This is a genomic window from Myxococcales bacterium (assembly GCA_016706225.1).
Classification (GTDB): domain Bacteria; phylum Myxococcota_A; class Polyangia; order Polyangiales; family Polyangiaceae; genus JADJKB01.
On sequence record JADJKB010000002.1, the window covers coordinates 35,371 to 54,711 of the forward strand.

15 protein-coding genes are annotated in these 19,341 nt (G+C 66.8%); 7 read left to right on the top strand and 8 right to left on the bottom strand.

Features of this window, described 5'->3' with window-relative positions; genetic code table 11:
- Positions 1–2 precede the first annotated feature (2 nt).
- From IPI67_00270 to IPI67_00280, 3 genes are read right to left on the bottom strand one after another with little or no spacing between them, the layout of a single operon-like run.
- Entirely contained in the window at positions 3–491 is a 489-nt protein-coding gene (locus IPI67_00270) for a 6,7-dimethyl-8-ribityllumazine synthase (protein MBK7578613.1), read from the bottom strand.
- 8 nt (positions 492–499) lie between these two features.
- Positions 500–1,711 carry a 3,4-dihydroxy-2-butanone-4-phosphate synthase gene (gene ribB, locus IPI67_00275; protein ID MBK7578614.1) on the bottom strand — a complete coding sequence of 404 codons (1,212 nt, stop codon included), beginning with the start codon at positions 1,709–1,711 and terminating at the stop codon, positions 500–502.
- Positions 1,712–1,718: 7 nt separating this feature from the next.
- Positions 1,719–2,366: a riboflavin synthase gene (locus tag IPI67_00280; protein ID MBK7578615.1), complete on the bottom strand. Its 648-nt coding sequence runs from the start codon at positions 2,364–2,366 to the stop codon at positions 1,719–1,721.
- Between the two features lie 246 nt (positions 2,367–2,612).
- On the opposite strand from IPI67_00280, the gene IPI67_00285 reads away from it, so the two are divergent.
- The gene (locus IPI67_00285; protein MBK7578616.1) at positions 2,613–3,200 is read left to right on the top strand and encodes a hypothetical protein; all 588 of its coding nucleotides are present in this window, start codon (positions 2,613–2,615) and stop codon (positions 3,198–3,200) included.
- A 153-nt stretch (positions 3,201–3,353) separates the two neighbouring features.
- Positions 3,354–4,469 (top strand): alanine racemase, encoded by a 1,116-nt coding sequence (alr, locus tag IPI67_00290; GenBank protein ID MBK7578617.1) that lies wholly within the window; start codon positions 3,354–3,356, stop codon positions 4,467–4,469.
- A 7-nt stretch (positions 4,470–4,476) separates the two neighbouring features.
- Here alr and IPI67_00295 read toward each other — a convergent pair whose 3' ends face one another.
- Both IPI67_00295 and IPI67_00300 read right to left on the bottom strand, forming a co-directional pair.
- Positions 4,477–4,812 carry a 4a-hydroxytetrahydrobiopterin dehydratase gene (locus IPI67_00295; protein ID MBK7578618.1) on the bottom strand — a complete coding sequence of 112 codons (336 nt, stop codon included), beginning with the start codon at positions 4,810–4,812 and terminating at the stop codon, positions 4,477–4,479.
- 63 nt (positions 4,813–4,875) lie between these two features.
- On the bottom strand, positions 4,876–5,589 hold the full coding sequence (locus IPI67_00300; GenBank protein ID MBK7578619.1) for a ribonuclease H-like domain-containing protein: 714 nt from the start codon (positions 5,587–5,589) through the stop codon (positions 4,876–4,878).
- Positions 5,590–5,867: 278 nt separating this feature from the next.
- Here IPI67_00300 and IPI67_00305 point away from each other — a divergent pair, with 278 nt between their 5' ends.
- Positions 5,868–8,081 carry an Rne/Rng family ribonuclease gene (locus IPI67_00305; protein ID MBK7578620.1) on the top strand — a complete coding sequence of 738 codons (2,214 nt, stop codon included), beginning with the start codon at positions 5,868–5,870 and terminating at the stop codon, positions 8,079–8,081.
- The gene (locus IPI67_00310) at positions 8,078–8,407 is read left to right on the top strand and encodes a PilZ domain-containing protein (protein MBK7578621.1); all 330 of its coding nucleotides are present in this window, start codon (positions 8,078–8,080) and stop codon (positions 8,405–8,407) included. Before IPI67_00305 ends, IPI67_00310 begins: the two co-directional genes overlap by 4 nt.
- Before the next feature lie 225 nt (positions 8,408–8,632).
- On the opposite strand, the gene IPI67_00315 is transcribed toward IPI67_00310, so the two are convergent.
- Positions 8,633–9,190, bottom strand: coding sequence for a RecX family transcriptional regulator (locus tag IPI67_00315; protein MBK7578622.1), 558 nt, complete (start codon positions 9,188–9,190; stop codon positions 8,633–8,635).
- Between the two features lie 183 nt (positions 9,191–9,373).
- Here IPI67_00315 and IPI67_00320 point away from each other — a divergent pair, with 183 nt between their 5' ends.
- On the top strand, positions 9,374–10,492 hold the full coding sequence (locus IPI67_00320; GenBank protein ID MBK7578623.1) for a hypothetical protein: 1,119 nt from the start codon (positions 9,374–9,376) through the stop codon (positions 10,490–10,492).
- A gap of 15 nt (positions 10,493–10,507) precedes the next feature.
- Here the strand turns inward: IPI67_00320 and IPI67_00325 are convergent, their stop codons facing one another.
- Positions 10,508–11,095, bottom strand: coding sequence for a GTPase domain-containing protein (locus IPI67_00325; protein MBK7578624.1), 588 nt, complete (start codon positions 11,093–11,095; stop codon positions 10,508–10,510).
- A 14-nt stretch (positions 11,096–11,109) separates the two neighbouring features.
- The gene (locus IPI67_00330; GenBank protein ID MBK7578625.1) at positions 11,110–11,592 is read right to left on the bottom strand and encodes a roadblock/LC7 domain-containing protein; all 483 of its coding nucleotides are present in this window, start codon (positions 11,590–11,592) and stop codon (positions 11,110–11,112) included.
- A 301-nt stretch (positions 11,593–11,893) separates the two neighbouring features.
- On the opposite strand from IPI67_00330, the gene IPI67_00335 reads away from it, so the two are divergent.
- Both IPI67_00335 and IPI67_00340 read left to right on the top strand, forming a co-directional pair.
- Positions 11,894–15,589, top strand: a complete 3,696-nt coding sequence (locus IPI67_00335) for a DUF3857 domain-containing protein (protein ID MBK7578626.1) — start codon at positions 11,894–11,896, stop codon at positions 15,587–15,589.
- Positions 15,586–19,338, top strand: coding sequence for a hypothetical protein (locus IPI67_00340; protein ID MBK7578627.1), 3,753 nt, complete (start codon positions 15,586–15,588; stop codon positions 19,336–19,338). The genes IPI67_00335 and IPI67_00340 overlap by 4 nt, the downstream gene beginning before the upstream one ends.
- The last annotated feature ends 3 nt before the right edge of the window (positions 19,339–19,341 follow it).

The following is a 19,341-nucleotide window of genomic DNA, read 5'->3' on the forward strand; positions in this document are numbered from 1 at the left end:
GCTCAAAGCCCAGCGTCGGTGAGCGCTTTACCCAGGCTCACCATTTCGATGGCGGCCATCGCGGCGTCGGCGCCCTTGTTCCCCATCTTCGTCCCGGCGCGCTCGACCGCCTGCTCGATACTGTCGGTCGTGAGCACCCCGAAGACAACAGGCACTCCCGCGGCGGCTGCCGCAGCCACACCCTTGGCGGCCTCGGCTGCGACGTAGTCGAAGTGCGGAGTGCCACCGCGAATCACCGCGCCGAGCGCGATGACCGCGTCGAACTTCGCACTCTTTGCCAGTCGTGCACACACCAGCGGGAGCTCCCAGCTGCCCGGCACACGCACCAGGGTGATGCGGTCCGCGGAGACACCGTGGCGCGACAGCGCGTCGAGCGCGCCCGCCACCAGTTTTTCCACGATGAAATCGTTGAAGCGCGAGGCGACGATGCCAAAGCGCGCGTTGTCCGGCGGGAGCAGCGAACCTTCGAGGGTCTTCGGGGAGTTGTTCATCGGGACACCTACGATACCTGGCCGGACGGTCCCGGCACTAGCGGCACGCTCGCTTCCACCTCGAGCCCATAGCCGTGAATGCCCGCGATTTTTCGCGGATTGTTGGTCAAAAGCCGGATCCGCCGCACACCCAGCTCGCGCAGAACCTGAGCCCCGAGACCGTACTCTCTGAGCGTGCCTCCGTGCGCTCGGGTCTCCGGCGGCGGCGCCGCAACCGGAGAGCTCTTGGTGCGACGAGCGATGGATTCGAGCTCGGCGCGCAGATCGCCGCGCGGTGGCAGGTACACGATCACACCGCGCCCCTCCTTTTCGATGGCGTCGACCGCCTGGAACAAGTTACGCCCGCCCTCGCTCACCGGCGAAGCAAACACGTCGCCCAGCGTCGACCCGGAGTGCATCCGACACAAGATCGAGCCCTCGGACTTCACGTCGCCCTTGACCAGGGCCATCAGCTGTCGATCATCGACGGTGGCTTCGTAGACGATGGCCCGCCACGCCGTGTCCGTGCGGTCGAGCACGATCAGACCTTCTTCCACCCGCTCGACCAGACGCTCTGCCTGCAACCGGTAGCGGATCAAATCCGCGATGGTCAGGATCACGAGGCCGTGTCGCTCGGCGAAGATCTCGAGGTCCGGCATGCGCGCCATGGTGCCGTCCTCGTTCATGATCTCGCAGATGACGCCCGCGGGTGTGAGCCCGGCCAGGCGCGAGAGGTCGACCGAGCCTTCGGTCTGCCCGGCGCGCACCAGCACGCCACCGCGCCGAGCGCGCAGCGGAAACACGTGGCCCGGGGTCACCAGATCGGTGGGTTTTGCGTTGGCGGCGGTGGCCACCTTGATGGTGTGCGCGCGATCGGCGGCGCTGATGCCGGTGGTCACACCCTCGCTGGCCTCGACACTCACGGTGAAGGCGGTACCGAGGGGCGGGCCGGCGCGGCCCGACGGCGGCTGCATCATCGGCAATTCCAGGCGTTCTACCTGGCTCTCAGTCAAGGTGACGCAGATCAAACCGCGGCCGTGGGTGGCCATGAAGTTGATGGCCTCCGGTGTGATCCGATCCGCGGCCATGGTCAGATCACCCTCGTTCTCGCGATCCTCGTCGTCGACCAGGATCACCATCTTGCCCGCACGGATGTCGCTGAGCGCACGGGTCACGCGTGCGAGCGGCTCGGGGTCGATGTCGAGTGGCTTGGGTAGCGGTTTCGAGATGCGCTCGGTCATGGCGGGGTCAGGTCTCTCGGATGAAGCCGGCTCGCTCGAGCACGTCGTGCAGGCGGGCGTCGGGGTCTTTGCCCGCCACGTCGAGGTAGCGGAGCACATAGCGGGCGACCAGGTCGACCTCCATGTTCAAGAGCTCACCCGGCACGAGGCGTCCGAGGTTCGTCACGCTGCGTGTGTGCGGGATGAGCATCACTTCGAAACCGGCCGCGTCAACCCCGTTGACGGTGAGCGAGACACCGTCGAGCGTCACCGAGCCTTTGCTTGCAACGTAGCGGGCCAGGGCAGCCGGCGCGGTCAGCTGGACGCGCCACGCTTCGCCGACGGTCTCGACCGAGCGGACCTTGGCGATGTCGTCCACGTGACCACTGACCCAGTGGCCGCCGAGTCGATCGCCGACGCGCAGCGAGCGCTCCAGGTTCAGCTTCGCTCCGAGCGGCAAGCGCCCGAGCGTGGTCTTGTCCGCGGTCTCGCGGGATACGTCGGCCGAGAAGCTCCCGCTCTCCGCCGTCACCACCGTCAGACACGCGCCACTGACCGCGATCGATTCACCGAGCTCGAGCGGTCCCAGGCTGCAGGCAATTTCCAGCCGAAAGCCAGGCCCGCGCGCGTGGCGCGCCCGAAGCTCGCCCGTGGTTTCGACCAGGCCCGTGAACATCGCGGCTGGTCCATAGCACCTCGGGGCGGGCGTTCCCTAGAACACCGATCAGCTTGCGCAGCTCGTGTTCTAGGACCTTTACGTTGGGGCTGCGCCCCAAACCCCCGGCCTTCGGCCGTGCGCGCTCCGCGCGCGAGCGCCGAACACCTTGCAAGTCCCGGAAAACAAACGCCGTTCAACCTGTTCGGCGCTCTAGGCGCGAACGCCGAAATGGAGGGGGCGGGAGCCGTGGTCTATAGTCGGGCGGTGACCCGCCGCACCGTGCTCGTCGCGCTCACCCCGTTCTTGGCGGTGGGTCTGGCGGGGGCGTGCGGACCGAGTGTCAGCGCCATCTACGAGGCGAACATCCGCTTCGAGCACTGTTACCGACTCGATCTCGACCCCAACGTCGCGCCCGGGCATCGCATCACTTGCTGGCGCGAGTGGAGCCGGCGCTACACGTATGGTCAGACTCGGGATCGGTTCGAGTACGCGCGCCGACGCATCCACGCACTCCAGAGCGGGGACTCGTCGCGACCCGAGCTCGACCTGACGGTGCGGAGTGCCTCGGCCGAGTCGGACGAGGCGCCGCAGCCGACCAACGTGCACGCTCCGCCACCGAAGATGTTGCCCACGGCCAAGCCACGCGAAGATGCCGGGCCTCCAGATGGCGCCGTTGCGGACGCGGGGAATGCAGGCCAAGCCGAGCCGCCGGGGGCCGAGTGCAGCGGGAGCTGCCGGCCCATCTGGAGGGCCTGTCGGGAAATCTGCAACCCGGACAGCGGCTCGAAGCACAACGCCTGCAAAGCATGCGACTCGGACTACAGCAGGTGCGTTCAGCGTTGTTTCAAGTGAACCCAATTAGTTGACGCGGCACGCAAAGCAACGCTAACGCTCCATGAGGCCAGCATGACGGTGCAGCATCCTTTGCTCGGGCCTGGCGCGGGCGCCCTCGCCACCCCCCTCCCGCGCGTGCTTCGGCCCCAGCGAGCCGTGCCGTCCGACGCGGTGCGGCCGACCCGCGCCGAGATCAACCTCGCGAACCTGCGCCACAACCTGCGGGTGCTCCAGCGCTCCGCCGGAGGCGCCGCGGTCTGGGGTGTACTCAAGGCGGACGGCTACGGCCACGGCGCCAAGGCCGTCGCGCGCACCCTGGAGCGTGCCGGGGCTACCGGGCTTTGTGTGGCGCTCCTGGAAGAGGGCATCGAGCTTCGCGAGGCCGGGATCCGCGTGCCCATTCTGGTCATGGGCGGCTACTACGGCCGCGCCCTGGGGGAGCTCCTACGCAACGATCTGACCCCGATCGTCTTCGACCCCAGCCACATCGAAGAGCTGGCGGACGAGGTGCGCTACTCGTCCAGTGACCCCATTCGGGTCCACGTCAAGATCGACACCGGCATGGGCCGCCTGGGTGTGATGCCGAAGGACATCGGCAAGCTCGGCGCGAGCCTGCTGCGTCACCCCGAGGTCCAGCTGCAGGGTCTGATGACCCACTTTGCCTGCGCCGACACCGGTGAGGGCATCGACGAGCAGATCGACCGCTTCGACGCCGCCACTGCCACCTTGCGCAGCATGGGCATCAACGCGGAGCTTCGGCACGCCGCCAACAGCGCCGCTCTCCTGCGCAGTGAACGAGCTCGCTTCGACCTGGTTCGCCCCGGAATCGCGCTGTTCGGCGTATCGCCGAGCGAGGGACTCTCCAGCGAGCTCCGGCCGGTCATGCGCATCCAGAGCCAGCTGATCGCCGTGCGCGAGCTGCAGGCCGGAATGAGCGTCGGTTACGGCGCCAACTGGAAGGCGAGCCGCCCGAGCCGAGTTGCCACTGTGCCGATGGGGTACGCCGACGGCCTCTCGCGCGGGCTCTCCAACAAGGGCCACGTCCTCGTGCGTGGCAAACGCGCCCCCATCGTGGGCGTCGTGAGCATGGACATGATCATGGTCGACGTCACCGACATCGACGGCGCCCGCCTCGGCGACGAGGTCGTGCTGCTCGGCTCGCAGAAGGGCCCGCTCGGCACCGGCAGCATCAGCGCCGAAGAGATGGCGAAACAACTCGACACCATCCCGTGGGAAATCCTGACCGCGGTCTCGCGCCGCGTGCCGCGTTTCTACCGCGAGCCCTGAGCAGGTCTCAGCCGCTGGCGAACAGCGCGTCGACCTTGGCCGCGCAGATGAAGTCGTTCTCGCTCAGGCCCCCGATGGCGTGGGTCGCGTAGCGCACGACGACGCGATCGTAAAAGACCTCGAGGTCCGGATGGTGGTCCTCCTGATGGGCCATCCAGGCGATGGCGTTCACGAAGGCCACGGTCTGGTAGTAGTTCGCGAAGCCGAATTTCCTGGAAATACTCTTCTCGTCGGCGGCCACGCTCCACTCGGGCAACTCCCGCGTCAGAGTGCAGACCTCGTCGTTTCCCAGCGCCGGAACGCCGCCCTCACACGGAACACATCGCTTCGCCGTCAGGTTCATCGGACCCGGAGCTTAGTGCTCGCGCTCGGCAGGGCAATGCCCGGCTTTGCGCGGCGTTTCCCCTCAACCCGCCACGGACATCAGGCGCTCTTCGTCGAGCGCGGAGGCAACCGCAACCAGCCGCGGGTCCGCGCGGATGGACTCGATCAGGCCCTTCATGGCCTCTCGATAGGCGCTCGGCTCGAGCTCCCCCCGCACGAGCTGCACTCGCAGGAACACCCCGGCGGTCTGCGCGACGTCGCACAGGCAATACTCCCGGACCTCTTTGATCCGACCGGCGTGCACCATCGGGCCGACGTCCTTGCCGTCGACCCCCACCTTGCCGGGCATTCCGCAGAGCTTGGCGAGGATGTCCAGCTTCGCGCTCTTGGCGGCCCCGAAGTCGGCGATGAAGTCCATCAGGTCGAGGTGACCCTCGGGGGAAAATCGATACCGCACGTCGCGTGCGCGGTAGTAGTGGCGCAGCGGAACGCCGTGGCGCAGACAGCGCGCCGCGATCACGGGTAGGTCGAAGCCCCGGCCGTTGAAGGTGATCATGTCGGGCTTCCGCTCGTCGAGGAACTTGGCGAAATCCAGGAGCATCGCCGGTTCGTCCCGGTCCTCGCCGATGACACCGATGCGCTGCACGACGTAGCTCGCGTCGAACAAGAGCGCGCCGATCACGACGATGCGGTGGTGAGGCGGAGCCGGCAGGCGCTCGGCTTCACTCGACTCGGCGATGGGGAGCTCGGCATCGAGCACGGTCTCGATGTCGAGCACGAGGTACGACTTGGCCACGCCGCAGCATTTACGGTCCGGGCCGAGGGGGTCAACCGCCGCCCGCGGCCAGCCGGGGCGTCGGCCGCGCGTCAGCCGCCGGACCCGACCACGCCCCCGCCAACCGAGCCAAACCCACGCAAAATATCACCTAGTTCCGAGTACTTGACAGACCAGGCGGCCCGTGGTGACCTGCGTCGACATGATTTTCCGCTCCCCAATTCGGCGTCGCGCGGTCGCGAGCAGCGAGGGGAGCCTCATCCTTTTTGGGGCGGGCTGGCTTTGCCCCCGCCGGGCGCATGGCGCGAAATACACTGGTTATAAACTGCGATCTGAGGGAGACCCGGGTCGCTCTGATTGAAAACGGGGTCATCGCCGAGCTCCACATCGAGCGGGCGAACGCACGGGGCACGGTCGGAAACGTCGTGTTGGGTAAGGTTACGCGCGTGCTTCCGGGCATGCAGGCGGCCTTCATCGATGTGGGCATGGATCGCGCTGCGTTCCTCCACGTCGAGGACCTGATACGGCCTGAAGACTTCGAGGCCTACCTGGCCGGGGCGAATCGTGAAGACGACGAACCCTCGGGCAAGGGTGAGGGGGGTCGACGCCGTCACGGCGAAGCCGAGGACGACGACGAGGTCGTGGTCGAGGCGGGGGCGGAAGTCTCTGCCGTCGACGCCAGTCTCGAGCCCGCACTCGCTTCCGTGCCCGAGATCACGGTGGACGACGTTCCACCGGAACCCTCAGACGCGCAGCACGTAGCGGTCGACGAGGAGTCGGATCCGGAAGCGTCAGCCACCGACCAGCCGGTGCCGGGCGAACCGGAGTCAGACCCGGAGGCGGCGGACGACGAAGCCACGCCTTCGGACGACGAGGACGACGACGAGGACGACGACGAGGACGACGACGAGGACGACGACGAGGACGAGGGTCCGGACTCGGACGAACCCGACGCGCTGCTCGTCGCTGCTGAGGGCGAGCATGCCGACCCCAGCGTCGAGGCGGAGCAAGCCGCGGTCGGAGCCGTGGCGAGCCCCGAAAACGCCGCAATTCTGCCGGCCGACGCCGCAGCTGTGCCCGCGGCGGTTGCAGAGGACGAAGCGCCGCCGGAGGGAGCCGCAGTCGACGAGAGCACCGGTCGTTTCGTCGAAGCGTCGCGCCGCGGCCGACGTCGACGGCGGCGTCGTGGTGGTCGTACGCCGGAGCCCGCCGCACCGCCGCCGGGCCGTCGCGACGCACGCTCCGGCAGGGGCGCAAAGGACAAGGACAACAAGGGCAAAAAGCCGCAGCTCCGCGTGGCGCGCACCGTGCCGATCACCGAGGTTGTCAAAGAAGGCAACGAGGTCGTCGTCCAGATTTCCAAGGAGCCCATTGGCACCAAGGGCGCCCGGGTGACCAGCCACATCTCGCTGCCGGGTCGCTACGTCGTGTATCTGCCGACGGTCGAACACACCGGTGTCAGCAAGCGGATCGGCTCCGGGCGCGAGCGTCACCGCCTGCGCGAGGTCATCGACTCGGTGAGGCCCCAGCAGGGCGGGCTCATCGTGCGCACCGTCGCCGAAGGGCTGACCAAGAAACAGCTGAAGGCCGACATCGGCTACCTGATCAAACTCTGGGCCGAGATCGCCAAGAACCGCGAGGGCGCCCGCTCGCCCAAGGTCCTGTACTCCGAGCTCGACATCGTGCTGAGAACGGCGCGCGATCTGTTCACCGACGAGATCGAGCACATCGTCGTCGATGATCGCGAGCAGTACCTGCGCCTGGTGCGCTTCGTCGAGATGTTCCTGCCGGCGCGGGTGAAGGACATCGAGCTCTACACCGGCCCCGAACCCATCTTCGATGCCTACGGCATCGAGGACGAGATCGGGCGTGCCCTCAGCCGCAAGGTGCCACTCGGCAGCGGCGGCTACCTGATCATCGATCAGGCCGAGGCGCTCACGGCCATTGACGTGAACACCGGGCGATTCGTAGGCAAAGGCAGCAAAGATCTCGAGGAGACGGCGCTCAAGACCAACCTCGAGGCGGTCGCGGAGATCGCCTATCAGCTGCGCTTCCGCAACATCGGCGGCCTGGTGATCCTCGATCTCATCGACATGGAGATCGCCAGCAGTCGCGACAAGGTCTGGCGCGCGCTCGAGACCGCATTGGCCAAGGACAAGGCCAAGACGACGCTCAACCGCATCAGCGAGCTCGGCCTGATCGAGATGACGCGCAAGCGCACTCGCGAGAGCCTGAGCCGCACGATGAACGAGCCGTGCTTTTATTGCGACGGCACGGGTCACATCCAATCACGCGCCACCATCGCCTACGAGATCTTGAGGCAGATCCGCCGCGAGCGGGACAGTCTCCCGGGCTACGTGATCACGGTGAACGCCCATCCCGCGGTCGTGGACCTGCTGACCACCGACGAGAAAGAGGCCGTGCAAGACGCGGAGCGCCGCTACATGCGCCGAATCGAGCTCGTCCCGCGGCGCGAGTATCACATCGAGCAGTTCGATCTGCAGGGGAGATGACAATGTCGAACGACCGGCGCGACGAGCGGGTGACGATCAACAAGGAGTTCGAGTCGTTCGATCAGTTCATCCAAGAGTACGTCACCAACATCTCGCGCACCGGCGCCTTCATCCGCACCGATCAGCCGCTCCCGATCGGGACCGAGGTGAACCTGCGGTTCACGGTCATCATGGATGACATCGAGAGCATCGAGGGCCTGGGCCAGGTCGTGCGCGTCGAAGCCAGCCCACCCGGCATGGGCGTGGTTTTCCTCGAGCTCAGCAAGTACTCCGCGCAGCTGATCGAGAAGCTCCTGACCCACACGGCGGCCCAGGTAAAACCCTGATAATCCGCTCAGCGCGCCGGCCACGGGCGGGCTACGCGGGGCCGGACGGCCCCAGAAGCGCGGCGGAAAGAAGCCTCGACAAGCGGCTCGTTCTGCATAAACTCCGCCTCCCATGTTTCTCTTCAAGCTCGGCAAGCCCAAGCGCGACCGCAAGCGCTCCGCACGTCACAAGGCAAAGCTCAAGAACAAGAACAAGCGCCGGCACAATCACATCCGCGCCTGAGCTCAGCCTTCTTCGTCGTCGTTTTCCGTGCTGCCCAGCACGCGCCGAGCGACGTCCACGCCAAAACCGGCGCGCGCTAGCGCGCCGAGATCGCGCCGGTAGCTAGCTCTCCGGTCCTGCTCCGGTCGGAACACGCCAAGGCGACGGCGGCGAGCAAAGGCACGCGCCGCCTCGAGCTCGGCGTCAACGCCGGTGTCGGCGTCGACCCCAAGGAGCGCCTCGTTCGCCTGAGCCTCCTCCACGCCGCGGGCGCGGAGCTTGTGCACGATGGCCTGTTTCGATGAACCGCGGCGCCGGAGCCCGGTCGCGAGCGTCGCCGCAAAACGCGTGTCGTTCAGCAGGCCGCTCGCCTGATAGCGCGCGATCAGCTCGTCCACCCAGACCTCGCCGCCCTTGGCAGCGTCCCCACCCCGCTGTTCGGCAGCGCGCGCGACATGACCGAGCAGCACGCGGCGCAGATTCGTGACGGAGCTATCGAAACGATCGAGGTACGCGAGGGCGGCCCTTTCCAGCTCGTCGCGAGTGAGGGGTTCGCACGGTCTCTTGCTCGACTTCTTCATCTCGAGTCTCGCTGCTCTGGTTCGGCGACGAAGGTTGGGCGCTTTCGCTCGACAACCATCCGGACTCCCTCTCGACCTGACACGGGCGCGGTTCCGCGAAAACGACGCACTCTTCCCAATACACCCCGCGACGACGCGGCGCATGATGGTCGTGAGTCGAAGCTCGGCGTATCCTGGCGAACCATGATCGCACGTAGTCTGGTGGTGAGCTGCTTCTGTGCACTCGGACTCGCAGCCGCTTGCGGCGGTCAGTCGGAGGATTCGAGCCCGAGCAGCGGCGGACAGGCCAGCGGCGGCGCGGCCGGAAGCTCGAGCGGCGGCAGCGCCGGCACCGTGGCGACCGGTGGAGCTGCCGGCAGCTCGAGTGGTGGCAGCGACGCGGGAGGCGGCCCGGCACTCGGGCGCTGCGGAGATCCGGTTCCCGCCGGCGCCCCGACCGCGAAGGACCCGCCAAAGTACTCGGGCGGCAGCTGCCCGAAGCTGGTTGCCGGAGAGAACACGATTCAGAGCAGCGCGGATCGCAAGTTCATTCTCGTGCTGCCCAAAGATCTGAAGCCGGGAGACAAACCGCCAGTCATCTTCCTGTGGCACTGGCTCGGCGGTAGCGCTCAGGGTTTCCTCGACAAGGGTGAGATCCAGGCTGCCGTCGACAGCCAGCACTTCATCGCGGTGCTGCCCGAGAAGAAGGGCGACGCTTTGTTCGTGTGGCCCGTCGAGATCATCCAGTCACAGACCCGCATCGACGAGGAGCTGAAGTTCTTCGACGACATGCTCGCCTGCGTCAGCGAGCAGTTCTCGGTCGACAAGAACTGCGTCGCCAGCGCGGGGGTGAGCGCCGGCGCGCTGTGGACCGATCAGCTGGCGGGCAGCCGAAGTGAATACCTGTCGTCGTTCCTGTCCCTGTCCGGAGGCGTGGGCGGGGTCATCCGGTCCTGGGGCAAACCGACCCACAAACTCCCGGGACTGGTGCTCTGGGGTGGACCCACCGACACCTGCGCAGGCCTGCTGAGCTTCAACTCCCTCTCCGCGACCCTCGAAGACGAGCTGATCAAGGGCGGCCACTTTTTCGTGGAGTGTGTGCACAACTGCGGACACTCGGAGCCTCCGATCACCGGCGCGACCGGGTATTCGAAGTACCAATCGCTCTGGCAATTCGTGCTCGATCACCCGTACTGGCTGCCAGCAGGTCAGTCCCCGTACCAGACGAACGGGCTACCCAAGGTGATGCCGGAGTGGTGTGGCGTCGGCAAGGGCAGCGCGACGCCGCGCACCGGCCAGTGCCTCAACGCGTCGGCGTGTTGAGCGACGCTCGCGCGTTCAGCCGCCGCGCTTGAGCTCGGTCAAGACCAGCTTGCTCACGGCCTTGAGCGTGTCGAACACGCCCATGCCGGAGCGCGCGTTGGCCTCGAAGTCCGGGACCGCCGTCGGATTCAACAGCTCTCGGAGCTCGACGACCTCGACGGCGTTCGGCAGATCGCGCTTGTTGTACTGAATCACGAACGGGATCTTCTCGAGCGAGTACCCCTGCTCCGCCAGGTTCGTGCGCAGGTTGTCCAAGCTCTCTTGGTTGGCCTCGAGCCGTTCGATCTGGCTGTCGGCCACGAAGATGACGCCGTCGACACCCTTCAAGATCAGCTTGCGGCTGGCGTCGTAGAACACCTGCCCGGGCACCGTGTAGAGGTGGAAGCGCGTTTTGAAGCCGCGGATCTCACCCAGGGACAGCGGCAAGAAGTCGAAGAACAGCGTGCGCTCGGTCTCCGTCGCGAGGCTGATCATCTTGCCCTTCGCGTCGGGGTTCGTGCGCTCGTAGATGTACTGCAGATTCGTGGTTTTTCCGCAGAGTCCAGGCCCGTAGTAGACGATCTTACAGTTGATCTCCCGAGCCATGTAGTTGATGAAGCTCATCGGCCGCCCTCTCCTCAGTCGTTGAAGAGGTTGTCGATGTCATCATCGGTGATCTCGGCGAAGGGCGAGTCGGCACCGGGTGCCGCCACCTTCGATAGCAGCGCCTCGAAGATTCGATTCAGCTCGTCGGTCGCCTTTCGGACCCTCAAGCGGACCAAGCCGAGGCTCGATTTCGCGTCGAAGATCACCACCAAAATCACGCGGTTGCCCACGAGCTGGATGTGAATGTTCGCCTTCTCGCCCTCGTGGAACTGAGCGGCGAACTCGTTCTCCCGAAGTAATTTGGCGATGCCGCCCGTGGCAGCAATGTTGCCCGCCGTGAGCGATGCCAGCGACGTCGTATCGATGTTGTCGATGTCGCCGGCCGCCGCGATGAGCTGACCGTTCTTGTCGACGATGAAGACGACTCTGGCGTTCGCTTCCTTCACCAGACGGTCTACGACCACCTGGATCTGGTTGAACTCCTCTTCGTACATCACCATCTGCGGGTTAACCATCCGAACCTCCGCAAGCCGCCCGCGTTCTCTTCGCGAGCGCCGCCTACGCGGCACCGGGTTGACGTCACCTGTCTCCCCGGGTGTTCCCTCCCTTCTCCGACGATAATCGCCGGCGAATTGAGAGTTCGAGCCTGATAGCGTTCCACCCTTCTACCGAACCCCATACGGGCCAGCAAGCGCGGCATCGATCCCCCCACCCGGAAACGACAAACGGGCCGATTTCCCGACCGTCCGGCCGCGCGTCCCGGGTGCAGCGGGGGAGGGTTTACAGGGCCCCATGACCGGAGGTTATGGTCCGAGCGTGAAACGCATCGCCTTGTGGCTGTTTGCGGTGCTGACGACCTTCGTCCCCCACGCCAGCGCCGAAGTCGGCCGGTTCCACGTGGCGCTTCGGCAGGCCGTCTCGGACCTCGACGCGGCGCGGGGCCCGCATGTCTACGGAGCCCTGCGCGGCATCTGGAACACCTGGGACCGGGCCGACCCGAATCAGGTGGAGGAGGCCCTCTTGGCAGCCGAGTCGAACCCGAAGCTCGACGCGCCGACCCGGGCCTACGCCGGCATGCTCGGCGCATACACCCGCATGCGCCGTGGGGACGTCACGCAGGCGCGGAAGAAGATCTCAGCGCTCGGCTTCGTGAACCATTGGATGGTCGTCGGGCCCTTCGACAACGAGGGCCGCGGCGGGCTCGACGTGGAACAAGGACCGGAGTCCGACTTCGACAAGGCCATCGTTCCGGGCCGCGCTTACTCCGGCAAGGAGCGACCTGTGCGCTGGCGCACGGTGCCCGACGCCTTCCCGCTCGGGTATCTGGATCTGGGCGCGCTGCTCCGACCCGAACGCAAGGTCTGCGGCTTCGCGACGACCTTCGTGCGCGCGAAGCCGGGCGCGCGAGCCGCGCGGACCATGACCGCGTGGGTCGGCGCCAGCGGCAGTTTTGCGCTCTACTTCAACGGGCGCGAGGTCCTGCGAGATGCGGCGTACCGCAACCACGACGCGGACCGCATGGCGGCAACACTGAGCCTGAAGCCGGGCTACAACAATTTGACCGTCAAGGTCTGCGGCGACGAGGTGCCACCCATCGTCTCCGTGCGGCTCGGAGATGCGCGCGGCGCGCCCGACGGGGAGCTCGAGACCACCGGCGATCTGGCCGCGAGCGCCGAGGCTGCGAAGCTCGCCCCGCCTGCCTCCAGCAAAAAGACCGCAATAGTGCCGGCCCGCGGCCCGCTCGGCCCACTGCAAGCGTTCACGGCGCTGGTCGCCAAGAAGACTCCGAACGCCGCCGACCTCGAGGGCTACGCGCGTTATCTCCAGGTCACCGGGGGCGAAGACCGCACCAAACACGAGGCGCGAGATCTCGCCCGGCGTGCGGCCGAGCGTGAACCCAGCATCGCGCGACTGCTGCTCGCGGGTGAGCTGGCAGAGGACCGCAATCAACGCGCCGAGTGGGTCGACAAGGCGGAGGCGCTGGCCAAAAAGAGCGGCAAGCCCAGCATCGACGTGCTGCTCGCCCGCGCCGATCTCGCGCGGTCGGGCCCGAGCTGGCAGACCGCGTCGCGCTACTTCGACCAAGCGCTCGCCATCGACCCCGAGCAGATCGACGCCATCGCCGGCCGCGTCATCACCTACAACACTGCGGGCCTCAAGCGCACGGCGCTCGCGACCTTGGAGGCTGCGGTCCAGAAGAACCCGAGCGCACTGTTGCTGCTCAACATGTATGCCTCGCAGCTCCGCTCACTCGGCAGAGCGACGGAGGCCAGCGAGGCGGAGGGGCGATACGCGGCTCTGCGCTTCGACGACCCGAGCTTCTTGAGCTCACAGATCGAGCTCGCAGTGGCCCGCCGTGACCGCAAGTCTGCGGAGCGCTGGGTGCAGCGCCTGCTCGACTCCGATCCCGACAGCCAGTGGGCCCACGGCATTGCCGCGCGCACCTACCGCTCGCTGGGCCAGCCCCAGCGCGCCATCGCCACCTACCAAAAAGCCCTGACGTTGGCCCCTGAAGACGTGGGCACGCTGCGCGCGCTCTCGGATCTCCAGGGTGAGCTCGGGCGCCGCGACGAACAGCTCAAGTTGCTCCAGGCCATCCTCAAGATCCGGCCGCAAGACAAGGACGTGCGCGAGTACGTCGAGCACATCGAGCCCGCCAAACCTCGCGCCGACGAAGCCTGGGCCTACAAGAGTGAGAAGTTCCTGAAGCTGAGGCACGCGCCGGCCGCGGGACAGAACCGCAGAGTGCTGCGTGATTTGACCGTCACGACGGTGTTCGAGAACGGGTTGAGCGGGAAGTTTCGTCAGGTCGTGTTCCAACCGCTGAACGACGCCGGCGCGGCGCTCGCTCGCCAGTACGCTTTTCAGTACGAGTCGGACCGCGAGGTCGTGCAGCTACGCGGCGCCAAGGTGTATCGCGGCGACGGTCGCACCGACGAGGCGGTGGAGTACGGCGAAGGAGCTGCCGACGATCCGTCAATCAGCATGTACACCTCCGCGCGGAACTTCTACGTGCAGTTCCCGCGACTCGACCCGGGCGACGTGGTCGAGCTCCGCTACCGCATCGACGAGGTGACCCCGCGCAACGAGTACGCCGACTACTTCGGCGAGGTCGCCTACCTGCAGTCCAACGAGCCGGTGCAGAACGCCGAGTACGTGCTGATCACGCCGAAAAAGCGCACGTTTTACATCGACGAGAAGGTCCCGGGACTGAAGCGCGAGACGCGGGAGCAGGGGGAGCAGCGCATCTACCGGTTCTACGCCGACAAACTCGCGCCGCTCCAGCCCGAGAGCGCCATGCCTCCTTGGTCCGAGGTGCTCGGTTTCGTGCACGTCTCGACCTACAAGGACTGGAAGGAGCTCGGGCGCTGGTACTGGGGTTTCGTCAAAGATCAGTTCGACCTCGACGACGAGACGCGGAAGCTGGCCCGCGAAGTGGCAAAGGGCGCCAAGACCGAGCGGGAGAAGGTGACGGCGGTCTACAACTGGGTGGTCAAGAACACCCGCTACGTCGCCCTCGAGTTCGGCATCTATGGCTACAAACCCCGGCGTTGTGTGCAGACCGTCACGCGCGGCTGGGGTGACTGCAAGGACAAGGCAACGGTGATCGTGACCCTGCTCGAAGAGCTGGGTGTGCCGTCGACCATCGTGATCTTGCGCACCCAGATGCGCGGCGACTTTCGCTCGAACATTCCGAGCTTGGCCGCCTTCGATCACGCCATCGTCTACGTGCCGTCCCTCGACCTCTACCTGGATGGTACGGCCGAGTACACGGGCTCCGGCGAGTTGCCGGACATGGACGCTGGCGCCCTTGGCCTGTTGATCAACAAGGGAGACTCCAAGCTCACCCACCTGCCCGAGCGTGACCCCAAGAAGAACGTGCTCACGCGCAACGTGACCGCCGCCGTCGGTCCGAACGGGGACGCGAAGCTCGAAATGGACTTCGAGACGCTGGGCTCCGAATCCTCCGACTGGCGCCGCCGTTACCACGCCGAGTCCACCCGTCGTGCCCGCATCAACGCCGATCTCGGCCGTGAGTTCCCCGGCTTCGAGATCGTGGCCGGGAACGCCGGCATCTCCAGCAACGACCTGGAGAACCTCGAGATTTCGCCGAAGCTCAAGGTGCGTGGCACCGCCCGGGGTTTCGCCCGCAAAGAGGGCGACACACTCAGCATGGGGGTGACGCCCGGGGTCCGCCTGACGGCGAACTACGCCTCGCTCTCGAGCCGTAAACAGGACGTGCGGATCCCATCGTTCTCCACCATCGACGACACGTTCGTGGTCAAGCTGCCAGCCGGCATGAAGGTGAAGACGGCACCGCTCAGCGCTTCGGGCACGTCCCCGTTTGGATCCTTCAAGGTCGAGGCCTCGGTGCAAGCGGGTCAGGTCACGGTGAAGAGTCGCGTCGAGGTTGGCGCAACACGCATCACACCCAAGCAGTATCCGGCGTTCAAGCAGTTCTGCGAGGACGTGGATCGCGCTCTGAGCGGTCGACTGGTGGTGTCGCAGTGAGACGCCTTCTCGTCCTCGTGTGTATGCTGTTTGCCGTCGCCTGCGGCACGGGCAAAGGCGCCGAGTACGCACCCACTGCCCTCGGCGAGTTGCGCCGCGTGGGGCCCACGACGGCAAACGCCGAGCTCGTGGGAGAGTGGTTGCTGCACGAGCTGGTCTCGCCAGGTGGCGACGCGAAAACAGCCGAAAAGGCCCGGGCGCGCCTGGACGAGCTGGGCGGCGGGAACATGCTCGCGCACCTCGCGCGGGGGCTCGACGACGCCATCCACGGGCGCATGCGGAGCGCTCCCGATCACTACCTGGCTGCGACCCGCGCCGCTCGCACCTCGACCGATCCGCGGGCGCCCACCGTGGCGTGGTTCGCCGCCAACCGCGCCGTGGCGCTGCGCAGCCATGCCAAGGATCTGTGGCCGCGCTGGCGCTCGTTCGTCTCCGACGCGATGAAGGAGCCGCTCAACCTGGGCTGGCGAGCGCGCGCGGAGCTCGTCGAGTGGTGGGCCGACGAGGCCTACGCGGGCGCCGCAAAGGACGTCGAGAAACAGTCCGCCGCCGAGTACGGCTGTGTCGATCACGTACGGCTGTCGGGCCCCTTCGGGCGAGGTGCGATGCCGGACGCGTTTCGGAGTTTTCTCGCCGAGCGCCCTGGACCGTGGCCGGCACGCTGGGAGCCCACGCCCGGAGCGTTCGTCGCGCCGCGCATCCTCACCACCAAACAAGACGGCTGTTTCGTCCGGGTCGACGAGCCGGTGACCAACGGTGTGTTTTACGCCGAGACCCTGCTCGAGCTCGACTCGCCGGCCGAGGTCATCGTGGCCGTGCAGGGCGCGCTCGCGCTGTTCGTGGACGACGAGAAGGTGCTGGATCGCGATCCGCGCATCTGGGGCGTCTGGCCGAAATTCGGCGTGCAAGTCTGGCTCGAGGCGGGTCGACACCGCGTGATTGCGCGCCTCGCCGATCCGCAGACCAGCGTGCGTGTGCTCGCGACCGATGGCCGCCCCGCGGGCATCCGCGGCAGCGCCGACACCTCGACGCCTTACCGAGCCGTGCCCCCGCGCATCACCGGTGAGCCGAACCTGATCAGCCGCTACGTGAAACACGGCGACGTCAGTGATCCCAATGACGACGTCGCCCGCTTCTTGCTGGCCTACCTCGCTTACTCCGAGGGCCAGGGCGACGTTGCCGCCATCCTCACCGAGCCGCTCCTGAAGGACAACTCCAAGGCAACCGGCCTCGTGCTCGGGGCCTCGGCGACCTTCGCCGAGAAAGATCCGCTCTTCGATCCGACGAGTGTGCGGGACCTCTCGCGTGAGCTCCACGAGCGCGCCGTGAAGAAGGACAAACATCTGTGGCAATCCGAGCTCGCGCTCGCACTCTGGCAGGGTGAGCGCGCCGGACCCACGGAGGCCGTGCGACGCCTGCGCAAGCTCTCCGACGATTTCCCGGAGGCGTCCCCGGTCTTGCTCTCCCTCGGCAGACTGTACGGCGAGCTCGGCTGGGTCGCGGAGTACGCCGACACCGCCAAGAAGCTCGCGACGCGTTTTCCCGACGACGTCGAGGCGCTGAGCGCAGCACTCGCCGTGTACGAGTCTCGAGGTGACCAGACCAAGGTCGATGGGCTGGTCGCTCGCATCAAGGCGCTCGATCCGGACACCGAAATTCAGCTGACCCGCGCCTTGGCCCGGGAGGACTACCCGGCCGCGCTGGCAGAGCTCTCGCGCATCGGGGCGCGCCACCCCGATCGCAAAGACGTCGCCGAGCGTGTGCACGACGTGATGGTGCGCGCAGGAAATCGCAGCGAGACCTGGAAGAAGCTCGAGTCGGCCATCAACAAGGAGCCGTTCGACGGCCGCGCGCGCCTGGCCCTCGCCGACGCCCGCTTGAGCGCGGGGGATCACAACGCGCTTCGCAAGGCCCTGGTGGACGCCCTCGTCAACGGAGCCAATACCGGCCCGCTCGAAGAGGCACTCGATCTCGTCGAGGGCCAGAGCGAGCTCGAACACTATCGGCTCGACGCGCGGCGCATCATCGCCGACTACGAAAAGAGCGGGCTCAGCATGCCCGGGACCGCAGCGCGCGTGCTCGACTACGCGGCCATCTGGGTCCACTCGGACGGCTCCAGCCGCATGCTGGAGCACGAGGTCATACGCATCCAATCGCCAGAGGCGGCGGGGCAGCTCGCCGAGCATCCGAAGCTCGACGGTGTCGTGCTGCACGCGCGGGTGATCAAGAAGGACGGGCGCGTGCTCGAGCCGGAGGAGGTCCCTGGCAAACCCACCATGACCTTCCCGCACCTCGAGGTCGGGGACTACATCGAGACCGAGCACGTCGTCAGCAAGCCGGGCGACGGGCGCGGCAAACAATACGTGAGCCCTCACTGGTTCTTCCGGGAGGCGAACATCGCCTACGCGCGCAGCGAGTTCGTGATGATCACTCCGGACGGCGCGAACCTGGAGATCGAGACGCAGGGCGCGGTGCCCACGCCGGTCATGGAGAAGAAAGACGGGATCGTGATCCGCCGCTGGCGAGTCGATCAGAGCCCGGCCGCCGAGACCGAGCCCGGCAGCCCGCCCATCACCGAGTTTCTGCCCAGCGTGCGCGTCGGCTGGGGTGTGAACCTCGAAGAGCGGGTGCGCTCGCTGGCGGACTCGCTCACCGACGCAACACCCGTGGATCCGCGGGTGCGCCGCATTGCCCGCAAGATCGTGGAGCCGCTGCCCGCCGAGCTGGAGGCCGAGCGCGCGAAGAAACTCTACCGCTGGGTGCTCGCCAACGTGGAGGAGGGACCCGAGAGCGACGGCCGCAGGGTGGTCGTGAGCAAGCGCGGCAACCGCTGGCGCGGTTTCATGACTCTGTGTCGCGCGCTCGGCATGCCAACCGCATATGCGGTGGCGAAGAACCGTCTCGCACCAGAGCCCACGGGAAAGATCAGCGCGGCCACGCAGTTCACCGAGCCGCTGGTGCGAGTAACGACGAAGAAGGGCGACCTCTGGCTCACCGTAGCCAGCAAGTTCGCGCCGTTTGGCTACGTGCCCGCGGAGCTGCGGGGAGCGCCGGCCTACGTGCTGCTTGCACGGGGTCCGAAACGCATCACGACACCGGCCGCGGGCACCGAAGACAGCGTGATCTACGAGGGCAGCGTGACTCTCGCGGCCGACGGCTCCGCCAAGCTCGACATCACCCAGCGCTTCACCGGAAAGTACGCGATGGCAGTGCGAGCGGCGTTCATTCAGCTGCCGGAGGCGCAGCTCAGAGATCTAGTCGAATCCAAGCTGCTCGGCCGCGCGCTGCGCGGTGCACGCCTGATCAAACACGAGCTCCGTCACCTCGACGACGCGGACCAACCGCTCTTGCTGGAGATGCACGCAGAGATGGCGGGCTTTGCCACGAACAGCGGAGCCGATCTCTCGATCTCGCCGCCGTTCTCACCGCGCGTCGCGCAGCTCGCGACGCTGCCGGTTCGGCAGACGCCGCTGATGATCGGTGAGGCGACCCATCAGGAAGTGCGGCTCGCGATCAAGCTGCCCAAGGGCGTGACCCTCAAGGATGTCTTGGCCGGGAGCACGGTCAAAGACGGCGATCGGTCGGTGAAGATCGCCGATCGCCTGGTAGGGGACACCCTCTGGCTCGATCGAGTGCTCGACATCCCCGCCGGCCGCGTCAGCCCCGAAGCGTATCCGGCGTTTCTCGAGTTCGCGCGGCGCGCGGACGCGGCGCTCGGGCGGGACGTCCGTCTGGCCGTACCGCGCTGAAGC

Bases quoted from the DNA above. Each gene is read 5' to 3' on its own strand.
- IPI67_00270 (MBK7578613.1), bottom strand. From the start codon at position 491: ATGAACAACTCCCCGAAGACCCTCGAAGGTTCGCTGCTCCCGCCGGAC.
- ribB (MBK7578614.1), bottom strand. From the start codon at position 1,711: ATGACCGAGCGCATCTCGAAACCGCTACCCAAGCCACTCGACATCGAC.
- IPI67_00280 (MBK7578615.1), bottom strand. From the start codon at position 2,366: ATGTTCACGGGCCTGGTCGAAACCACGGGCGAGCTTCGGGCGCGCCAC.
- IPI67_00295 (MBK7578618.1), bottom strand. From the start codon at position 4,812: ATGAACCTGACGGCGAAGCGATGTGTTCCGTGTGAGGGCGGCGTTCCG.
- IPI67_00305 (MBK7578620.1), top strand. From the start codon at position 5,868: ATGGCGCGAAATACACTGGTTATAAACTGCGATCTGAGGGAGACCCGG.
- IPI67_00310 (MBK7578621.1), top strand. From the start codon at position 8,078: ATGACAATGTCGAACGACCGGCGCGACGAGCGGGTGACGATCAACAAG.
- IPI67_00315 (MBK7578622.1), bottom strand. From the start codon at position 9,190: ATGAAGAAGTCGAGCAAGAGACCGTGCGAACCCCTCACTCGCGACGAG.
- IPI67_00320 (MBK7578623.1), top strand. From the start codon at position 9,374: ATGATCGCACGTAGTCTGGTGGTGAGCTGCTTCTGTGCACTCGGACTC.
- IPI67_00325 (MBK7578624.1), bottom strand. From the start codon at position 11,095: ATGAGCTTCATCAACTACATGGCTCGGGAGATCAACTGTAAGATCGTC.
- IPI67_00330 (MBK7578625.1), bottom strand. From the start codon at position 11,592: ATGGTTAACCCGCAGATGGTGATGTACGAAGAGGAGTTCAACCAGATC.